Genomic DNA, 21,312 nt, shown 5'->3' on the forward strand with positions numbered 1-21,312 from the left:
GTCAAATATTATCAGAGCGCTTGTTAAAAAGCCCGCTTTGCAAGAATTGTGACCTTGTGTAAGTAGGTGCAGATATTTAAACAGAACTTACGCGACGGCGGCTGAGGATGGATAAACTGGCGACTACTCCCCGTACCTGCTCTGCTTTGACTTCCTGGTAGCGTCGTTTTGTTGTTATTTAATTTGAGCGATCGCTTTATTATGGCAAACATAGTTGGATCTTCCAATTAATTCAGATGCCAGGGTGAGAGTTTTCACCTATAACTTATTGCAACGAATAGGTTTAGGTAAATTTAGTAACAGATTTGACTATCGGAGTCTTACTCTTTTGATTCGCAACAACTTCCCGCCTTACTTTCGTTTCATTTTACAAAATTTTTCTGGTCTGTTGCTGTGTGCCAAAAAGTATCTTCGGGATGAGATTAATTAGCGTTCGTCAAGGAATTGTCAGTCAGCCAAGAGTCTAATTAAGCTAATTTTACTCTCAGGTTCTATTGACTGAAGCATTTGCGCGCCAAATCTCCAAGTTTAATCAGAGATTTTTGGGGCGCAAAGACTTCGCACGCTCAAGACTTTTACCAGAGGTTTCAATCTCTGAGTTCCAAGTCACAAAGCAGGCAAATTAGATGAGTTTGACAGCCCGCAGACCAAACATCAGCACTGTCGCCAAGCCGATCATGCCGCCAAAAAGCCCGAAATAAGTTATTATTCCGCTAAGAGTCATTGCAATTTCTCCAAAAAAATCAATAAAAAGACCTATAAGAACTATAATCTAAAATCTAATATCTAAATTAGATAAATATGCAATCCATAATTAAAGTTGACTTGGGGCCACAATCTTACAATGTTTGCGTACGATCGGGCGGCATAGACGAACTCGGCAGTCTGATGGGCGATCTAAGTTTGGGCAAAAAAGTGCTGCTGGTGTCGAATCAGTCGATTTTTCGGCAGTACGGCGAAAGAGCAACCGCCGCCCTCGAATCAGCCGGTCTGGAAGTCGGTAGCTGCATTTTACCACCGGGAGAACAGTACAAAACTTTAAATTCGGTACAGAAAATTTACGGTGCGGCTTTGGAAAACCGCTTAGAACGTTCCTCGACAATGGTGGCTTTGGGCGGCGGGGTGGTTGGCGATATGACGGGTTTTGCGGCCGCGACTTGGCTGCGGGGAATTAATGTCGTGCAGGTTCCGACTTCTCTGCTGGCGATGGTTGATGCTTCTATTGGCGGCAAAACGGGGGTAAATCATCCTTTAGGGAAGAATTTAATCGGGGCTTTTCACCAGCCACGTTTGGTGTTAATTGACCCGGATGTACTCAAAACTCTGCCGGCGAGGGAGTTTCGTTCGGCGATGGCGGAAGTCATCAAGTACGGGGTGATTTGGGATGCTGAACTTTTTGGGAAGTTGGAGAATTGCAAGCGTTTGGATCAAATGCGCTATGTGAAGGCGGATTTGTTGGCTGAAATTTTGAGCAGGTCTTGCCAAGCTAAGGCTGAGGTGGTCAGCAAAGACGAGAAGGAATCGGGTTTGCGGGCGATTTTGAATTACGGACACACCATTGGTCATGCTGTGGAAAGTTTGACCAATTACAAGGTGATCAATCACGGGGAAGGAGTCGCCATCGGTATGGCTGCGTCAAGCCGATTGGCTGTGGAGTTGGGAATGTGGGATGCTGAGTGCGATCGCCGCCAGTCTGCTTTGATTGAAAAAGCGGGTTTACCTGCCAAATTGCCCACGGGTGTGGATGTTGAGGAAATTTTGCATACTTTGCAACTGGATAAGAAGGTGCAGGATGGCAAGGTGCGGTTTGTGCTGCCGGTGCGCTTGGGTGAGGCTGCTGTGAGCGATCGAGTGGATGGGGATTTGATTATACAAGTTTTGAAGGAAATGCTTTAGGAAGTCATTAGTCAGTAGTCAGTAGTCAGTAGTTAGTAGTTAGTAGTTATTTGTTTGTTATAATAAGCTGTTCTACATCTAAATTGCATTTTTTGTGCGGGCTTTCTGGCCCACCCCACAAGAACTTTATCAAATTTTGACTGTGTACTTTAAATGCAGAACAGCTTAACCAATAACTAATAACCAATAACCAATGCCGCTTAGGAACCGCTCGACTGCGAATTAATTTCTTCCAAAATTTTATCTACTCTGTTAGCCGCTTGAGTTCTGCCTTGCTTGATAAATAACTCCTTAGCTTTTTTGAGACTGGCTACTGCTTCCGCTTGGTTTTCCTTGTCTCCTTGTTGGTACAAACCGACTCCTAAATTGTTTAAAGCATCGGGATATCGATCGTTAATTTTAACGGCTTGTCTCCACTGAACAATTGCCTCGGGCAACTGCCCCTGACTTGCCATTGCCACGCCTAAATCGTTGTGAGCTTTGGCGTGCTTCGGGTTTACTTCAATTGCTTTTTGGAATAGAACGATCGCATCGCTCATTTTACCTTGCCCCGACAGCATAGTTCCCAACTTGTAATAAGCATCCGCTTCTTTGGGATAGCGAGCGATTAGTTGCCGGTACAAAGCTTCAGCATTGACAGCATTTCCTTGACCGTAAAGGTCGTTGGCAGTTCTCAAACCCATCGTGTAGCCTTTACCTACAACTTGGCACTTTTTCTCGGAGTTGCCTTCCTGCTTGCAAATCCTGAGTTCGTCTCCCTTCATCTCGTAGGACAGAACTTCCCGAACAGCAGGGCCTCGGCGCGGTGGTTGCAAGTTCTGCGACTGCAAGTTTTGCGAGAGTTGCAGGGCGATTGTCTCAGCTTTTGCCGGTTGGGCCGCTGCGACACTCCAGATTCCTGCACCCACCAAAATACTTGGTGCAATCCACCTCAAAGGTTTGAACCAGGGAAACTCTCGATCGTTTTTCATGTCTTTTGTGGAAACGTGTTGTTGATATCCTGGGTTTCACTAGCGCCGTAAGAGTCGGAGCCGATGGGGCCCACCCGATGAAATAGTTAGTTATTAACAGTCGAGATATTTTAGCACTGCGGGGCCGAGTTTGAGTTAAATTAGAGTAGAATTCCGATCGATTCTCAGTCAACCTTAGCAGGAAAATAGAAATGGGGCAGTCTATTCTTACCATGCTCTTTGCGCTCATCCTCGGCTACGCTGTTAACTCAAGCGTCAAAATAGTCAGCGGTGGCGACGAAGCTTTAGTGGAACGTTTGGGTCAATACAAGCGCACCCTCAAGCCAGGATTCCACTTTATCAGTCCCCTGGTCGAAAAAGTCGTCTGCGTGGACACAAGCCGTGAAAGAGTTTTAGACATTAAACCTCAGTCAGCAATCACGGGAGATAATGTGGCTCTCGAAGTCGATGCCGTTGTGTATTGGCGGGTTGTCAATTTACAGAAAGCTTATTATGGAATCGATCAAATTGAAAATGCGATCGCCAACTTAGTTTTAACGACGTTTCGCGCTGAAATTGGTCGATTGCCCATGCAAGACATCTTGGGTTCCCGAGATGACATGAATAAAAAGTTACTCAAGAAGTTGGACGAAGCTACCGAAACTTGGGGTGTCAAAGTAATTCGGGTGGAAATTCAAAGCATTACACCTCCTAAAAGGGTGCAAGAAGCTATGGAATTGGAGCGCGCCACCAAGAGCGAGTGGCAAGCAATGGTCAATAAGGCGATCGGCACGAAAGAGTATATGAGGCTCTTAGTTGAAGCTTTAGACTCCCATCCGAATAGTAAGCAAGTTTTGAATTACTTAGTAACCGAAAAATACTTAGAGGCTCAACAAAAATTGGGCGAAAGCGACAATGCCAAAATTCTGTTTATGGACCCCAGAAGCATGAGCGAAGCTCTGGGCGAGCTGATGGGTTCTATGCCCGATGTGATTCATTCTGAGGGCGGGGAAATAAAAGTTATCGAGACTCAGACTTCTCAAGACTGATTTCTGAAGATAGCGTCGGCAACCAGACAAACATCGTGCATTTCTCTGACATCGTGAACTCGCAAGATATCTGCCAAATTTGCGATCGCACCTGTACAAGCCGCCGCTGTCCCCCAAACTCTTTGTTTCGCTTCTGGCTGATTCAAAATGTGACCGATGAAGCTTTTTCGCGATACTCCGACTAAAATCGGACAGTTTAAAACACGGAATTTTCGCAACTCTCGCAGAATTTCTAAGTTTTGACTGTAATTCTTAGCAAAGCCAATACCAGGGTCGAGAATTATTTGAGATTTGTCAATCCCCGCCGCAACTGCTGCCGCAATTCGACTCTCGAAAAATTCCCCAATTTCCCCCATTAAATCCCGATAATCAGTCAGTTGTTGCATCGTCTGGGGAGTTCCCCGAATGTGCATCAAAATTATTGGCACTTTTAACTGAGCAACCGTTGACAGCATTTCCGCATCAAAAGTAGCTCCCGAAATATCGTTAATAATATCAGCTCCTGCCTCAACCGCAGCTTTCGCAACCTGCGCTCTGGTAGTATCTACCGAAATAGGCACTGAGCCAAAAATGTCGGCTTTTTGTCGCAGTATTTGTACTACAGGTATAACGCGATCGATCTCCTCTCCTAATGATATTTCCGCTGCACCAGGCCGAGTAGATTGACCGCCAATATCAATAATATCTACCCCCGACTTTACCATGTTTTCCGCTTGCGCTAAAGCAGATTCTATGGTATTAAAATCTCCCCCGTCGCTAAAACTGTCAGGGGTTACGTTCAAAACGCCCATCAAATAAGTGCGTTTTCCCCACTCAAAAACTTTATTTCTAATAATAATTTTTTCTAGGTTATTTGTCATGGCGATCGTGGGATTTGATATCGGACTGGACGCACGGGTAGCCAGAAACCGGGTTTTTTTACGACAATATTTCGTTGCCACCCACAGATTCTGTAAAAAACCCGGTTTCTTTGAGTCTTAATGCGTTCAGGACTGTTCAACCAAAACTTAACCAGCTAAAAACAGTATCAACTGTCAATTCTAATTCAATTTTATCAATTATTGGCAACAGAGCTGCACCTTTATACAGTTCTACTTTTTGTCCGGGAAATACTGCCAAAATACTCTCTTCTTCTGGATCTAGTAACCACCCCAACTCAGTGCCGTTTCGCGAACAGTGGAGTAAGTTACTCAGGACTTTTGTTTGGCTTTGGTTTGGAGAGAGAATTTCTATCGACCAGTCGGGATTAATGTCAAAGCGGTTAGCAATTCTACCAGATGGCAAAAAAGGAATTCTTGCCCATCGGAATACTGCTACATCTGGCACGATTGATGCGCCGCCAAAAGTGCAGCGTAACTCGGGAAAAGCATTGGCAATTTTCCGAGTTTTCGCTACTTGATTGATAGTCTTGCAGAGTTCACCTTGAAGTACGCTGTGTTCACCTTGAGGCATCGGCTTCTGAATGATGTGTCCCTCAAGAAATTCTGAGGCCGGTTCAGTTTCAGGAAGTTTGAGGAACTCGTCTAAGGCGGGTTTGGGTTTAACGATCGCAGTCATAGGTTAATTCTCCCGATCCGAGAAACACTGAACGGCACATCACAATTGTAGGCGATCGCTGTTTAATTCCCGCTGCCCTTGTTCCAATTACCAATTAACAATTACGAATTACTAATTACCCATTAGCAATTACTGATAATTGACAATTCGAGCAAAACTCGCAGCTTCCAAACTAGCACCGCCTACCAGAACCCCGTCAATCTCAGGCATCGCCATAACTTCATCAATATTCTCCGGTTTAACAGATCCGCCGTACTGAATTGGCACGCTAGGATTAGTCAATTTACTGCGAATCAAACCAATAACTCGGTTCGCTTCCTTCGTTTCGCAAGTATCGCCAGTGCCGATCGCCCAAATCGGTTCGTAAGCAATTACCAACTTATTTTGGTCAACACCCACTAAATCTTTTTCCAACTGAGAAAAAATGTGAGATTCAGTTTCCCCTGCATCTCGCTGCTGCTTGGTTTCCCCAACGCACAGAATCGGAATTAAATCGTATTTCTGAGCCGCTTTTAGCCGCAAATTGACCGTTTCGTCAGTTTCCCCAAAATATTGGCGTCGCTCGCTGTGGCCGATGATGACATAACGGACACCAAGTTCACTCAGCATTGGCCCGGAAATTTCCCCAGTAAAAGCTCCAGACTCTTGCCAGTGAACGTTCTGAGCACCGAGTCTGATCCGGCTGCCGTGCAAATTTTTCGAGAGGACAGCCAAGGAAGTGAAGGGAACGCAAAGCACGACTTCCCGTTCCTCTGGGGTTTCCGTCAGGCAGGACATGAATCCTTGAAGAAACTCTAGGGATTCAGTCCTAGTTTTGTACATTTTCCAGTTGCCAGCAATAACTATTTTCCGCACGGGTGACTCAGTAGCTCTGTGAACATCAAAATCAGGCAACTTATAGTTTAAGGCTTTAGCGTACCTTTCGATCCTTCATTGCCCAAACTCGATGCGAGCTTGCTCAACTAAGTCAACGGTGACGACTTCGGTTTCGGCTTCGCGGGCCAACTGCTCGATGCGGACGCGAGCTTGTCCCCGGACAAAGTAGGGAATATTTTTCAGCTTCGCCTTGGCTTCTGGCGTCCATTTTAAATCATCGGAAAATTCGGAATCGGGCATGGCGTTTTGAGCGATCGACTACAAGCCTTCATGGATCTGGCTTTGATGGAAAGCCTTGATTTCTTAAATTTACCACGAGTTGCGATCGCCCCACACCTTCTCACTCTGCCTTAAATTTGTTGCCTAAAATCGCCGACGCCTCTTGTAAAAGCTGATTCTGCTCTTCTCGAATTGCCTCCAACCTTGCCAAAATATTAGCAAGTCGTTCTTGAGACTCCAAACGGTTTGATTCAACTCCCTTCAATGGTAAAGCTGAATTATTTTTGTGTTCTGCATTCTGTGAAAATAATGAGTTTACAGCCACTCCACCTAAATTACTTACAGATTTAGAGCCGACACTCAAAACCCCTTGCATAAATTTTCCAGAGCTTTGCAGAATAAATAACCATCCTTCTGCAAAAAAGCTACTTAAAGCCTGAAAATACCCAATATAATGAATATAAATAGCAGTACCATTGATAACCAGATCAGCGGATGACTCACAAAGCAAAAAATTACATGATTAAAATCAATCCAATCTTTGACGGTAGCATTGATAGCACTTTGAAGGGCATTGGAATCGCCATCGCTCATATTTCCCGCCTTGTTAAGGCTATCTTCTAATGAAGCCTTAGCCTTTTCTGTAGCTTGATTTAACAGACTTTATATCCCCAAAAAAAGCGATAAATTTTAAGTAGACTGTGGCTGTTGGTTTAACAAACCCTACGCTGCCTAAAATGTTGTTGCGGCCGCTTAGCTGGTGTATAATTTATGACATATTGGTCAATTTTTCACTTTTCATCCCAAGCTCAAAATATGCTAGGCTAGAATGTTTCCAAAGCTTGAGATACACCATGACGTATGTATCAATCATTAGAAGAGTCACCCATTTCGACTAATCCATCTACGGAACCGTCCTCTCTAATTCTGATTGTGGATGACGATGCCTTGATGCGTTTGCAACTGCGACTGTATTTACAGAAGGAAAAATACCGAGTGGCCGAAGCTACTGATGGGTTGACAGGGCTAGCAGCTTATGAGGAAGTACATCCAGACCTGATCCTGCTAGATGCAGTGATGCCTACTATGGATGGTTTTGCTTGTTGTCAAAAATTATCTGAAGTGCCTCAGAGCGATCGCCCACCTATTTTGATGATTACTAGCTTAGAAGACAAAGAATCAGTCGATCGAGCGTTTGCAGCGGGAGCCGCTGACTATATCACTAAGCCGATTCACTGGGCTGTTCTGGGACAGAGAGTGCGACGGTTGATTCAGCAATTCCACTTGCAACAACAACAAACCCTACTTTACAAACAGCTAGAAGCCGCCAATCGACAATTAAAATACCTCGCATCAATTGACGGTTTGACTCAGATTGCCAATCGCCGTCAGTTTGACCAACAGCTAGAGGAGGAGTGGCGACGCATGACGAGGCAGCAAACTCCTTTGTCACTGATTTTGTGTGATATCGATTTGTTCAAGCCTTACAACGATACTTATGGACACCAAGCAGGGGATCTATGTTTAAAGCAAGTTGCGGCAGCTCTCAATTGCAGTATTAATCGAGCTGGAGATTTAGTAGCACGTTATGGAGGTGAAGAATTTGTAGTTATTTTATCCGACACCGAGCTTGAGGGAGCCGTCCAAATCGTTAAGCAAATGCAGGCTCGCATCCAAGCTTTAGCAATAGTCCATAAGAGTTCTCCGTATCATTGCATTACGCTCAGCTTCGGTATTACCAGTGTGATTCCTACCCAAGAGAACCGGCCAGAAACTTTAATTACTGCTGCCGATGCAGCACTTTATCACGCCAAAGACAAAGGTCGTAATACTTTTTGTACCACGATTCATACAGTTAATGAATTCACCCGTTAAATCATAAGGGTAAAAACTATGCCTCTCGTCATTTGGAATGATTCGTTAAGTATTGGTATTCCAGAAATTGACCGCCAGCATAAACAATTAATTGATCAACTCAATACCTTAGTGGATGCCATGTTGGCAAACCGTGGAAAGGAAGAAATAAAAAATATTGTATATTTTTTAGACTTGTATGTAGCACAACACTTCGGCTTTGAAGAAAATTGTATGCAAAGATACAAATGCCCAGTTGCATCTAACAATGCAGCGGCGCATACCAAATTTATTAAAACACTGAGTGAAGTTAAACAAGAGCTACAAACCAAAGGAGCGAGTCTTTCGTTAGCCCTTAAGGTTAATGAGCAATTGCTAGATTGGTTCGTGAACCATATTAAAAAAGTTGATCTAGAACTCAATTCCTGCATGACTAAGCCTAGATTTTAGTCTTAAAGCCTAAATAATCGGTTCTGCGACCTTCATGGAAACTGTCAGGGAGATAACAAAAGTGCCTCTACGACGCTTTTTTATCACAATCAGTTCATATTCAGCAAGTAGCAATTCTAGAATTTTATGGGAGGGTCTAGCTCAGTGCGTGATAAAAGATGGTTTGGTGCGATCGCCTTTCTCACTGGTGCGGGTTTTCTGGGCAACTATTTCAGTTTGTCTCTTTTCTTTGGGGTTGATTTCCTCTTTGGCAGTATTCCCATACTGATTATTACTTACTACTTCGGCTGGGGCTGGGGAGGCTTGGCTGGTCTAATTGCAGGCAGCTATACTTATATCCTTTGGCATCATCCATACGCCACGATTATTCTGGTAATTGAGGCTCTGTTTGTAGGGTTTCTTTGCAAGAAGCGCAAACAGCCAAATATCCTGTTATTCGATGGGATTTACTGGTTCTTAATTGGAATGCCCCTCGTTTGGCTTTTCTACGGTCAAATCATGCACATGGATGCCAATCAGGCTATCCTCGTTATGTGCAAACAAGCAGCCAACGGCATTTTTAATGCCTTAGTTGCCAGCTTAATCATTTCGTATGCGCCGATTTATCGGTGGGTTACTCACTCAAAACATCTCGCCCTCTCTTTACAACAAACTATTTTTCATTTGTTGGTTGCTTTTGTCTTTTTTCCAGGACTTGTCCTATTAGTTTTTGATGGTAGATACTTTGTTGGTCAAATCCAAAAGACGGTGCAAACGGAGTTACAAACAAACGCCAAAACTATCACTAGGGCAATATCTAGATGGCATCAGCGACATCTCTTAGCTTTGAATACATTAGCTGAAGAATCGCTCCTACCTGAAGCCACCACTGCTGCTAATACAGCGATTCAATCATCCGAGCAGCTACAAAAACAAATTAGCCTGATCGAGCAGTTGTTGCCCGATTTTGACCAAATTTATGCTGCCGATTCATCGGGGAAAATTTTAGCGACTTCTTCTCCTTTTAATCAAACCCGTTGGCGGTTGATCGAACAAAGCAGGGAACATAAATCTCTCATTACCCTGGCTCAAGAGCGATCCAGACCTTGGACGACTTCTATCCACAAAGATTTATTAATAGACGAACCTCATGTAGGATTGAATGTCCCCCTGCAAGTTCAAGGTCGTTTTCTTGGACTGATCCACGGTTCATTAGGATTGAGCAAGATCAAAGCTCTATACATTTTTCAGAAAAACAATCAGCAACTACGCATTACAATGCTCGATGAAAACAACCGAGTCATTGCTAGTAATCAATCCGACAAAAAGCTTTTGACCAGTCTTGAGGAGTCAAAGGAAGGCAGCACTCGCACCTTAGAGGGAACCTTGCAGCAGTGGCTTCCTACCAATGGCAACAATCCGATGATCCGTTGGAAAAACTCTCTGTATATAGAGGAATTTACAATTAGCTCCGATCTGGACTGGAGATTACGCTTAGAAATTCCAGCCGCTCCCTATGTAAAAAATTTACAAAATCGCTACAAGGCTGACTTGAGTATTCTACTCGTCATCACAATGTTGGCATTTTTGTTTGCAACGCTGGTTAGCGAACGACTGGTCAAGCCATTATCCTATTTAGCTCGTGCGACTACTGACTTACCCAACAAGCTTTCAGAAGAAACATTTGAATGGAAACATAGCTCTGTTACTGAAATCAATGAGCTGGCGCGCAATTTTCAATTGATGGCGATCGCGCTTTATCAAAAATTTAGAGAGATTAAACACGCCAACGCTACATTAGAACAGCGGGTTCAAGAGCGAACGCAAAAATTATCCATAATCAATCGATCTCTGAAAGCTGAAATTAAGAGACGTAAACAAGCCGAAACTGAACTAATAACAAGAGAGGCGGCGATACGAGCTTTATATGAAGTCACTGCTACCCAAAATCTCAATTTTGAGCAGCGCATCCAAGCGTTGATTGACATGGGATGTCAGAATTTTGGGCTTGAAAGTGGCATCTTGGCTCGTGTGCAAGATAATACTTATGAGGTGATGGTTGCGCGATCGCCCGATCGAGTCCTGAAACCAGGTGATGTCTTTGATATTCAGGAAACTTTGTGCTGTGAAGCTTTAGACACAAATGAACCCCTAACCATCGAACATATAGGCACCTCCAAATGGCGTTACCATCCTGCCTATCTTGCCCTTGGCATGGAAGCTTATATTGGAACACGAGTGTTAGTTGCAGGCAAAGTCTACAGTACCCTCAGCTTTTCTAGTAAATCTCCCCGTGCAGACAGCTTTAAATCTGCCCATGTGGAATTACTGAAGCTGATGGCTCAGTGGATTGGTAGTGAAATTGAACGGCATCAGGCAGAAGTCGCTCTGCAAGCAAGTGAAGAGCGGTGGGAACTCGCCCTACGTGGTAGTAATGATGGGGTATGGGATTGGAACGTCAACACCAATGAAGTATTTTTCTCGGCTCGCTGGAAAGAAATGTTGGGCTACGAAGACCATGAAATCCCTAATCACCTGGATGAATGGAGCAAGCGGGTGCATTCCGATGATCTCGGTTGGGTGATGCAAGTAATTCAAGATCACTTGGAGGGCAAAACTCCCTTTTATATTACAGAACATCGAGTTCTTTGTAAGGATGGGAGCTACAAGTGGATTCTGGCTCGAGGGCAGGCACTTTCGGATGAAGCGGGCACAGTTGTCCGTATGACTGGTTCTCACAGCGATATTACCGAGCGCAAAAAGTTAGAGCAGGAAATTCAAGCCAGAGAGCAATTATTGAATGCTTTCTTTAAAGGAGCTTCCCTAGCAGGGGTGGGGCTGTGTATCCACGATCGGCAGTTTCGATTTTTACAAATCAATGAGGCACTAGCTGAAATTAATGGCCACTCTGTAGAGGCTCACTTAGGTAAGACAACCGATGAGATTTTGGGGGAATTTGCTCCGGGTGTAAATGCACTTTTACAAAAGGTTTTAACGACTGGACAAGCTTCGATTAGCTTGGAAATGAGCACAGAAGTAACCAGTCAAACTGGTGCCCAGCGCTACTGGCTCGTTTCTCACTTTCCCATTTTCAAGGATGCAGAACAGCCTATAGCGGTGGGTTGCATTCTAATTGAAATTAGCGATCGCAAACGAGCCGAAGCGGAACTGCAACAAATGAGTGCGGCGCTAGAAAATGCCGTGGCAGGAATTTCTCGGCTGGACCCTCAAGGATGCTATATCTCTGTCAATGTTACTTATGCTGCCATCTGTGGATATCAGCCCGAGGAAATGCTAGGGATGGAGTGGCAAACAACCGTTCATCCTGAAGATGTTGAGAAGATGGCGGCTGCTTATGAGCAAATGTTGAGAGACGGCAGAGTCGAAGCGGAAGCTAGGGGAATGCGAAAAAATGGCTCTAGCTTTTATAAACAAGTGGTGATGGTCTCTACTTATGACGAGCAAAATGTGTTTGTCGGGCATCACTGCTTCATGAAGGATATTAGCGATCGCAAGGAGGCAGAAGAAGCACTACAACGACAGTTGCAAAAAGCCCTACTGCTGAAGCAAATTACCGAAGAAATTCGTCAAAGCCTCAATGCTCAGCAGATATTTGCAACGGCTGCTATTCAGATTGGGCAAGCTCTTGGGGTCAGTCGCTGCTTAATTAGCACATACCAGGACAATCCACTGCCTCAGTTTCCTATCGTTGCAGAGTATCTAGCACTGGGGTCAGCGCCCAGCGGGGAGCATGATATTTTGTCGGCCAGTCGTGCTTATACAAAACGGTTGATGGCTCAAGATGAAGCCATTGCCTCCCCGGATGTCTACTGCGATTCATTCCTCACCTGTGCTCATTCAATTTGTACCAGTCTCAATTTGAGATCGACATTAGCAGTGCGAACTTCTTACCAAGGAGAACCGAATGGTGCTATTTGTTTGCACCAGTGCGATCGTTACCGTCATTGGACTACCGATCAAGTGGAGTTACTAGAATCAGTCGCGGCTCAAGTAGGAATTGCCCTAGCTCAAGCCAAGTTACTAGAGCAAGAAACTCGACAACGAGAAGAATTAACTCTGAAAAACTGTGCCCTGGAGCAAACTAGACGGGAAGCAGAAGCTGCGAACCGAGCCAAAAGTGAGTTTCTGGCGATGATGAGCCATGAAATTCGCACTCCCATGAATGCGGTTATTGGCATGACGGGACTGCTGCTGGATACAGAACTCAAGGCTCAACAGCGAGACTTTATCGAGACGATTCGCAATAGTGGGGATACCCTGCTGAGCATCATCAACGACATCCTGGACTTCTCCAAAATTGAGTCGGGCAAGCTGGAGTTAGAAAACCATCCCTTGAGCTTGAGAGATTGCATAGAAAATGCGATCGACCAACTTGCAGTTAAAGCAGATGAGAAGGATATTGAGTTGGGCTACCTCATCCAGCCTCAGATTCCTAAGTTGATTTTGGGTGATGTCACCCGTCTCCGTCAGATTCTAGTTAACTTGCTCAACAATGCGATTAAGTTTACTGAAACTGGGGAAGTTACCATTTCCGTAGAAGCCTCTTTAGTTGATTCTGACAAAACAATTTCTGAGGCAGGGAACTTGTTAGAAAGCTTGTATGAAATCCAGTTTGCCATTCAAGACACAGGCATTGGTATTCCAGCCAACCGGCTCGATCGACTGTTCAAGTCTTTTAGTCAAGTAGATGCTTCGACGACTCGGCAGTATGGAGGGACTGGTTTAGGTTTGGCGATAAGTAAGCGACTTACTGAAACGATGAACGGCACGATCTGGGTTGAAAGCCGAGGCCACGTCGGAGGAACCCCTTCACCAAAATGGCAAGCCGCTAAGCTTAATCAAGTCACAATGGGTTCTACCTTCTACTTCACGATTGTTGCATCCTCTGTGGCTAGTGAGTTAGCGGAACCGATGGAAATGGTACCAGAACTATCTGGCAAGCGTTTATTAATCGTGGATGACCAGCCCACTAACCGACAAATTCTGACGTTGCAAGCAGAGACTTGGGGGATGCAGAGTCTGGCTGCCCAATCGGCTGTGGAAGCGCTCAACTGGCTTGAGAGTGGAGAAACCTTTGATATCGCTATTTTAGATATGCAAATGCCAGAGATGGACGGCCTCACACTCGCCTCAGCCATCCACCAGCATCCTAAGTGCCACCGTTTACCTCTAGTGTTGCTGACTTCAATGGGCTACCCAGATGCAAGTTATTCAACGCTCTCCACCCACTTTGCGGCTTTTTTAAGCAAACCCATCAAACAATCCCAGCTCTATCAAATACTGATCCATGTGCTACAAGCTCAACCGAAAAAAGTTCAACAACACCTCCCTAGATCAGTCCAGGATGATATGAAGCTGGCCCAGAGACTCCCACTGCGAATTCTTTTAGCAGAAGATCATCTGGTGAATCAGAAGGTGGCACTGCTGCTGTTAGAACGTTTGGGATACCGGGCAGATATTGCGGCCAATGGATTAGAAGTTTTGGAAGCCCTGAATCGCCAGCCTTATGATGTGGTGCTGATGGATGTACAAATGCCAGAGATGGATGGACTAGAAGCCAGCCGTCGTATTTGCCAAGAGTGGCCGGCTCATACTCGTCCCAGGATTATTGCCATGACGGCGAATGCCATGCAGGGCGATCGCCAAGTTTGTCTTGATGCTGGCATGAATGACTATATCAGTAAACCAATTCGAGTAGATGCTCTCATCCAAGCCCTGAGTCAGTGTCCACCCAACCCGGAACCGCAGCAGGCCCAAAAGGAGGAATCAGATAGCAACAAGCCAGAAATTGATGTGCCAGCGGTTAACCTCACTGAACTGCAAGCCTTCTGTAGCAGCATCGATCAAGATTCAACCCAGATTTTGAGCTTGCTAGCCAACTGCTACTTTGAGGAATCTCTAAAGTTGCTAGAAGCTATGAAATTAGCGATCGCCCAAGCGGATACTCCAACCCTAAAGCGAGTGGCTCATACCCTCAAAGGCAGTAGTGCGAATCTAAGCGCGGCTCCTCTGGCCCAGCTTTGCAGCAGGTTAGAAGTCATCAGTACCTCTGGTGAACTAGATCAAGCCTCAACCCTATTGGCTCAAATCGAGGGTGAGTACGATCGTGTCAAGAATACTCTCCAACAAGAACTACAAAAGAGCGAAACTAATCCCTGAAAGTCAATTCAATAGGCATCTTTTTGCATCAGGACTTAGCCAACTGTCCCCCGCGATGCCACCAAATGGCTATGCGATCGCATCTGCATCTGCGTGAATCTGCGTTAATCCCTTGTCATCTGCGGTTCAGAAATTATCTTTTTTTTACCGCAGATGAGGGCAGATAAACACAGATTAACGCAGATGAATTAGATCAATTCAGGTTGCAGCGTCCGTGATTGTTGACTATTGACTGTTGGCTGGATTTTACCATAATGACTAATGAGTAATGACTGCTGGCTGCTGTCGAAGCGGAATCTCGATCACAAACTCAGTACCTTTCCCCACTTCCGAATTGCATTTTAAAACACCGCCGTGTTTCTCTACCACAATTTGGTAACTAATTGACAGTCCCAATCCAGTACCTTTTCCCACTGCCTTAGTCGTGAAAAAAGGGTCAAAGATGCGTTTTCTCATAGATTCCGAAATTCCCGTACCGTTATCAGAAATCCGAATCAGCGCGCTAGGAATAGTACCATTAAGTTGACCGACAGCAGTAGAGATTTTAATTTGAGGAACTACAGATTGACCAGCGAGAAACTTGTGCGATTCCAAAGCATCGATCGCATTTCCAATGACATTCATAAATACCTGATTCAACTGTCCCGCATAACACTCAACTCTAGGCAAAATGCCGTATTCTTTCACTAGCACAATGTTTGCACTGTCTGCATTAGATTTCAGCCTGTGCTGTAAAATTAACAGCGTGCTGTCAATGCCCTCGTGAATATCAACCGCCTTCATTTGACTTTCGTCAAGACGAGAAAAATTCCTTAAAGACAGAACTATTTGACGGATGCGATCGGCTCCCACCTTCATTGACGATAGCAATTTGGGCAAATCTTCTAGCAGAAATTCCAAGTCAATATCTTCACTCAATTTGTCTATTTCAGGACTATAAGCCGGATATTGCTGCTGGTAAAGTTCCAGCAAGCTCAGTAAGCTAGCAGTATATTCACTAGCGTGATTAAGATTGCCGTAAATAAAATTAACCGGATTGTTAATTTCGTGAGCAATCCCGGCTACCAGTTGCCCCAAACCAGACATTTTTTCAGTTTGAATCAATTGAGCTTGAGTGTGCTGCAAATCCTTTAAACTTTGAGCGATTTGTTCTGCTTGGCGTCGGGTTTGAGCCAGCAAATCGGCTTGTTGGATAGCAACGCCTAATTGATTAGCAATCTGAGCTAAAAAGTTAACTTCTGCACTTTCCCAACAGCGCGGCTCAGAATGTTGATACGCTGTCAGCAAACCCCAAAGTTCTTGTCCTACAAAAATCGGCGCGATCGCATAAGCCTTCACCTGAAATTTCTCTAAAATACCGACAACACACTCCGAGTGGCTAACTTGATAGATATCATCTACGGCTAGAGTTTCATTATTGGCATATCTACCGCCTCGGTTTTCCTGCAAATAAGTATCTTGCCAAACTGTACTGATACCTTCCCCTACCAATTTTATCCAGCCATCTTTCACAAACTCGGCCACATAATAGCCACTCCAATCAGGATTAAATTGATAGACAGCAATTCTATCAACTTGCATAAACTGACAAACTTCTTGGGTTGCAGTCTTAAAAATCGCGTTGAGATCGAGAGATTCTCGAATCTTAGCCACCACTTCAAACAGTATGCGCTGTTGCTCGGCGGCCGACTGCAAATCGATCGTTTGCTGCCGCGTTTTAGCAAGCAAATCTGCTTGTTCTAATCCTACACTCAACTGAATTCCAACTTGCGTAGCAAACTGAATTTCCGAAGTGTTCCAATGGCGCAAACCGCTGCACTGGTGCACGCACAGCAAACCCCAAAGTTCGCTGCCATTCATCAGCGGCATAATCACCTGAGCTCTAATTTGAAATTGAGCTAAAAGAGCAACATGGCAGTCTGAAATTCCAGCATTTTCGACATCTGATAGCACTTGAATTTGTCCCTGACTATATTTTTTGGCATAGTTTTCGCTAAAGAAATGATCGCGAACTTTTACATTCATGGCCGAAGAAAAACCCGGCAAAACATCTTCGGTAATAAATTCGCCTTCCTTAAAGTTTAAACTAGGATCAAAGCGATAAATGCCAACTCTATCGGCTTTTAAAATCCGCCGCAATTCTGTCGTTGTAGTACGAAAAACTGTATCTAAATCGAGAGATTGTCGAATCTTAGCAACTACCTCAAACAGTATTCGCTCCTGCTCTGCTGCCCGGTGCAACTCAACTGCTTGCTGCTGAGTTTGAGCTAGCAAATCTGCTTGTTCTAAAGCGATGCTTAGCTGAGCGGAAATTTGGGTGGCAAACTTAATTTCGGAAGATTCCCAGTTGCGGGGAGCCGAACATTGGTGTACGCACAGCAACCCCCAAAGGTCGTTGCCTTTGATAATCGGTGCAACTAAAGTAGCTTTGACCTGAAATTGCTCTAAGACTTTTTGAAAGCAATCTTGCAGTCCAGCCTGTCTGATGTCGGACATGGCGTGAACTCGCCCCTGAGAGTAGAGATTGGCGTAGTTTTCTCCAAAGCAGCGATCGTGCACTTTGACTGCCATTGCTGACACAAAATCTGGCAAAACATCTTCGGACACGAATTCGCCGTCGTTAAATTCTGATGCGGGATCGAAGCGGTAAACCGCAACTCGATCGGCATTTAAAGCGCGCCGCACTTCCTGGGACATCGTGCTAAAAATTGTGTTCAAGTCGAGGGATTTCCGCATTTTTGCCACCACCTCAAATAGCACTCGCTGCTGTTGGGTCAACTGCTGTAGTTGAGCGGTACGCTTTTGAACTTGATTTTCTAACTTTGTGTTAAGTTCATCTATTTGTTGATCGAGTTGGTAGTGGTTAATAGCATTAGAAAATTGGATGCCAAAAATTTGCATCAATTCAATTTCTTCAGCCTTCCAGTCGCGAATTTGGGCAGTTTTTGACTCTTTCCACGCTTCAAAAGATATCCGAGATTGGGCGAGCCGCCCGTCGTTATCAAACTGTCTAGCCCAGAGAGTTTCGGTGTCAAATTCTTCTCGAAAAATGGTCAAGTAACCGAATATGTGCTGGCGGGTTCTGAGCGGTACGATTAAAATGCTGCGAATTTTGGTCGATCGAAATGCAGGTTGCAGGCTTCTCAAACTGCTAATTTGGTACAAGTCGGGAATTGCCCAAACCTGTTGCTCGCCGGATTTAAAATATTCGTGCCAGACGCTGTATTGCTCAACCTGCGGGTATTTTGCGGAAATTCCCATCTTCGGCCCTAAGCCACAAGTGTAGAGTGTGAGTTCCCGATTCGAGTTATCCGAATAGGGAACTAGATTCGTAACCTTGCTGCTGTCGGAAATGAATGGCGTGGCGAAAATGCACAGCCTGCCGCCAGCGGCGTCTAGTGCTGCTACCGATTCTGCCAAAGCTGTTTGGAGTTCAATCGCCGGCTGGGAGTTAAGGGCTGTGGCGACGCGGTTGACGGCAGCTTCCTGTTGAGCTTTCGCCCTCGCTTGGGCGAGGAGGGTTGATTGGGCTATGGCGACGCCGAGCTGATCTGCCACCATCTGAACGCCTTGGAGTTCGTTTTCTGCCACACTCCGGGACTCGGAGTGGTGAGATACCAACAACCCCCAGAATTCTTCGCCGTGAAAAATTGGTACTACCAAGCAAGCCTTGACGCCCAGTGCAGTCAAGTATTCAGCGTGGCAGGGATCAACGGCACGAAAGGGCATTTCGTCGGGCAGCAGTTGGCCGGAAACCGCCTCGCGGCGAGGACTTTGGCCTAGCTGGCCGGAATCTATATCGACGATCGATCGCACCTGTAGTTGCGCGAACATTTCGCGGGCGTGAGGGGGAATATCGTCTGCTGGAAAATGCAGACCCAATAGGGATGGCAAGCGGTTGCCGTTAATTGATTCGGCAATCACTTCACCGCTACCGTCGCTATGAAATTTGTAGATTTTTACTCTGTCTGTTCCCAAGAAGGATTGAACTTCTGCTGCTGTTGCGCTCAGAATTTCGGGTAGTTCTAGAGAGCGGCGAATGCGGTTGGCGATGCGTTCGAGCAAATTTGCTCGATCGAACCTCACCTTGAGATTTTCGATCTTTAATGAGTCCATTATTAATCTTTTGCTTTCCTAGCAATAACAGTAAGCGGCCCAAAAGTTTTGTGCCTGTTAAAAAAATCGGCAAGCACAGCCATTTAATAAAATATAAATATCCTGATGGCGATCGTGGATTAGTTTTGCACCTGTAGCGATCTGCCTTAAAATTGCAACTTTTCAGTGCAACTTTCCATTGTGTGGGATTAAAACTTTGGTACTTTAAATATAAACTTTGTCGAGCCGGCCTTGCAAGCTCTTTACCCCAACGGATTAAAATTGTCAAGTTTCAAGACTTGTAGAGTCATTCACCGCCACCGATGAAGGTGGCACCGAAATATCTCAGTCCTGGATGCAAAAGCTCGCTGAGGAAAGAGCTGACGGAAAGAAACAGGATTGAATTCAACAGGTTAACTCAGAAACCTGGTTTCTAGGTCTAGGATTGTATCTGCTGCTAGGGGGTTCGGAGAACAGTCGATCGACAATCCGTAGCTTTTTCAGATATTATTAGGTCAAAAAAAAGCTCCTGCCGTTAAGCAGGAGCCTTTTTCAACTAGACAATCAAATCAGAAATAAATTCGATCGATTAGTCTAAGTCTGGCATAGAAAGTACCGCTTCATTTTCGCGATCGATACCCTTCTCAAAGCCAGCGACAGCCGCGCGAGCGCGACCAGCGTGCCACAAGTGGCCGACCAAGAAGAAGAAACCCATCACAAAGTGGAAACAGGACAGCCAAGAACGAGGAGAAGTGAAGTTAAACGAGTTAACTTCAGTCGCCACACCGCCCACAGAGTTCAAAGAACCCAAAGGAGCGTGAGTCATGTACTCAGCCGCGCGGCGAGCTTGCCAAGGCTGAATGTCATTCTTGATTTTGTTCAAGTCCAAACCGTTAGTACCGCGCAAGGGTTCCAACCAAGGGCCTTGGAAATCCCAGAAACGCATCGTTTCACCGCCGAAAATGATTTCGCCAGTAGGAGAGCGCATCAGGTATTTACCCAGACCGGTGGGGCCTTGTGCAGAACCGACGTTAGCACCCAAGCGTTGGTCGCGGATCAGGAAGGTCAAAGCTTGCGCTTGAGAAGCTTCCGGGCCCGTCGGGCCGTAGAATTCGCTGGGGTAAGCAGTGTTGTTGAACCAGACAAAACAGGCAGCGATAAAGCCCATCATGGACAAAGCGCCCAAGCTGTAAGACAGGTAAGCTTCGCCAGACCAGATTAAGGCGCGGCGAGCCCAGCCGAAAGGCTTGGTCAAAATGTGCCACACACCGCCAGCGATACAAATCAGGCCCAGCCAGATGTGACCGCCGATGATGTCTTCCATGTTGTTGACGCTGACAATCCAGCCTTCGCCACCAAAAGGAGAGCGAGTCAAATAGCCAAAAATCACGGCCGGGTTGAGAGTGGGGTTCGTGATAATACGCACGTCGCCGCCGCCCGGAGCCCAAGTGTCGTAGACACCGCCGAAGAACATGGCCTTAGCCACCAGCAGCAAGCAGCCGCCACCCAATAAAATCAGGTGATAGCCGATGATGTTGGTCATCTGGTTCTTATCTTTCCAGTCGTATCCGAAGAAAGAAGAGTATTCTTCGAGAACTTCCGGGCCGCGAATCGCGTGATAAATGCCGCCCAAGCCGAGAACTGCAGATGAAATCAAGTGAAGAACGCCGACTACGAAGAACGGGAAGATATCAGTAACTTCACCGCCGGGGCCTACGCCCCAACCCAAAGTAGCGATGTGGGGCATCAAGATTAAGCCCTGTTCGTACATGGGCTTTTCTGGGATAAAGTGAGCGACTTCAAACAAAGTCATTGCACCGGCCCAGAACACGATCAAGCCAGCGTGAGCGACGTGGGCGCCCAGCAGTTTGCCGGAGAGATTGATCAAACGAGCGTTGCCAGACCACCAAGCGAACCCGGAGGATTCTTGGTCGCGACCGCTTGCGTAGGAATTAGAGAGCGTTACCACCCGGTAGAACCTCCAACGATTTTAGATTTTGGATTTTGGGTTTTTTTGTTCCCTAGTAGGGCACGGTATCACCGCGCCTGCGCCAGGGAGTAGGGATTTGGATTTCAGATTAAGTTAAAAACTAAATTAATCGGAAATCCAAATCCTGATTTTTTTAAAGTGCGTTACCGCGAGGCAGAACTTCTTCAGGGAAGATGAAGTTTTCGTGGGGTTGGTCTGTCGGAGCCATCCAAGCACG

General features: G+C 45.6%; 14 protein-coding genes. 5 read left to right on the forward strand and 9 right to left on the reverse strand.

Features of this window, described 5'->3' with window-relative positions; genetic code table 11:
* Window positions 1-622 precede the first annotated feature (622 nt).
* Window positions 623-724, reverse strand: coding sequence for a cytochrome b6-f complex subunit PetL (gene petL / locus QUA83_RS19360; protein ID WP_333139216.1), 102 nt, complete (start codon window positions 722-724; stop codon window positions 623-625).
* 77 nt (window positions 725-801) lie between these two features.
* Here petL and aroB point away from each other — a divergent pair, with 77 nt between their 5' ends.
* Window positions 802-1,896, forward strand: coding sequence for a 3-dehydroquinate synthase (gene aroB, locus QUA83_RS19365; RefSeq protein ID WP_333295187.1), 1,095 nt, complete (start codon window positions 802-804; stop codon window positions 1,894-1,896).
* Between the two features lie 200 nt (window positions 1,897-2,096).
* Here aroB and QUA83_RS19370 read toward each other — a convergent pair whose 3' ends face one another.
* Window positions 2,097-2,867, reverse strand: a complete 771-nt coding sequence (locus QUA83_RS19370; protein ID WP_333295189.1) for a tetratricopeptide repeat protein — start codon at window positions 2,865-2,867, stop codon at window positions 2,097-2,099.
* A 191-nt stretch (window positions 2,868-3,058) separates the two neighbouring features.
* Here QUA83_RS19370 and QUA83_RS19375 point away from each other — a divergent pair, with 191 nt between their 5' ends.
* The gene (locus tag QUA83_RS19375; protein ID WP_333166032.1) at window positions 3,059-3,895 is read left to right on the forward strand and encodes a stomatin-like protein; all 837 of its coding nucleotides are present in this window, start codon (window positions 3,059-3,061) and stop codon (window positions 3,893-3,895) included.
* On the opposite strand, the gene folP is transcribed toward QUA83_RS19375, so the two are convergent.
* The 5 genes from folP to QUA83_RS19400 all read right to left on the reverse strand — a co-directional run bounded on the left by folP (window position 3,886) and on the right by QUA83_RS19400 (window position 7,058).
* Window positions 3,886-4,755: a dihydropteroate synthase gene (gene folP, locus QUA83_RS19380; protein ID WP_333295190.1), complete on the reverse strand. Its 870-nt coding sequence runs from the start codon at window positions 4,753-4,755 to the stop codon at window positions 3,886-3,888. The genes QUA83_RS19375 and folP overlap by 10 nt on opposite strands.
* Window positions 4,756-4,891: 136 nt before the next feature.
* Complete coding sequence (locus QUA83_RS19385; RefSeq protein ID WP_333295191.1) at window positions 4,892-5,452, reverse strand: Uma2 family endonuclease; 561 nt, start codon at window positions 5,450-5,452, stop codon at window positions 4,892-4,894.
* Window positions 5,453-5,581: 129 nt separating this feature from the next.
* Complete coding sequence (tpiA, locus tag QUA83_RS19390) at window positions 5,582-6,307, reverse strand: triose-phosphate isomerase (RefSeq protein WP_333295203.1); 726 nt, start codon at window positions 6,305-6,307, stop codon at window positions 5,582-5,584.
* Window positions 6,308-6,382: 75 nt separating this feature from the next.
* A complete protein-coding gene (locus QUA83_RS19395; protein WP_006633749.1) occupies window positions 6,383-6,568 on the reverse strand; it encodes a PCP reductase family protein in 186 nt (61 codons plus the stop codon).
* A gap of 100 nt (window positions 6,569-6,668) precedes the next feature.
* Window positions 6,669-7,058 (reverse strand): hypothetical protein, encoded by a 390-nt coding sequence (locus QUA83_RS19400; RefSeq protein WP_333295193.1) that lies wholly within the window; start codon window positions 7,056-7,058, stop codon window positions 6,669-6,671.
* Window positions 7,059-7,408: 350 nt separating this feature from the next.
* On the opposite strand from QUA83_RS19400, the gene QUA83_RS19405 reads away from it, so the two are divergent.
* The 3 genes from QUA83_RS19405 (at window position 7,409) to QUA83_RS19415 (ending at window position 15,010) form a co-directional block, all read left to right on the forward strand.
* Window positions 7,409-8,422: a PleD family two-component system response regulator gene (locus QUA83_RS19405; RefSeq protein WP_333295194.1), complete on the forward strand. Its 1,014-nt coding sequence runs from the start codon at window positions 7,409-7,411 to the stop codon at window positions 8,420-8,422.
* 18 nt (window positions 8,423-8,440) lie between these two features.
* Window positions 8,441-8,851, forward strand: a complete 411-nt coding sequence (locus QUA83_RS19410) for a hemerythrin family protein (RefSeq protein WP_333295196.1) — start codon at window positions 8,441-8,443, stop codon at window positions 8,849-8,851.
* A gap of 126 nt (window positions 8,852-8,977) precedes the next feature.
* Window positions 8,978-15,010, forward strand: coding sequence for a PAS domain S-box protein (locus QUA83_RS19415; protein WP_445301791.1), 6,033 nt, complete (start codon window positions 8,978-8,980; stop codon window positions 15,008-15,010).
* A gap of 258 nt (window positions 15,011-15,268) precedes the next feature.
* Here the strand turns inward: QUA83_RS19415 and QUA83_RS19420 are convergent, their stop codons facing one another.
* Together QUA83_RS19420 and psbC are read right to left on the reverse strand one after the other, a co-directional pair.
* Window positions 15,269-19,126: a GAF domain-containing protein gene (locus tag QUA83_RS19420; protein WP_333295200.1), complete on the reverse strand. Its 3,858-nt coding sequence runs from the start codon at window positions 19,124-19,126 to the stop codon at window positions 15,269-15,271.
* Window positions 19,127-19,694: 568 nt separating this feature from the next.
* Window positions 19,695-21,074 carry a photosystem II reaction center protein CP43 gene (gene psbC, locus QUA83_RS19425; protein ID WP_333295201.1) on the reverse strand — a complete coding sequence of 460 codons (1,380 nt, stop codon included), beginning with the start codon at window positions 21,072-21,074 and terminating at the stop codon, window positions 19,695-19,697.
* Window positions 21,075-21,312: the final 238 nt, after the last annotated feature.

The sequence above is a fragment of the Microcoleus sp. K1-B1 genome (assembly GCF_036704705.1).
Taxonomy (GTDB): Bacteria; Cyanobacteriota; Cyanobacteriia; order Cyanobacteriales; family Microcoleaceae; genus Microcoleus.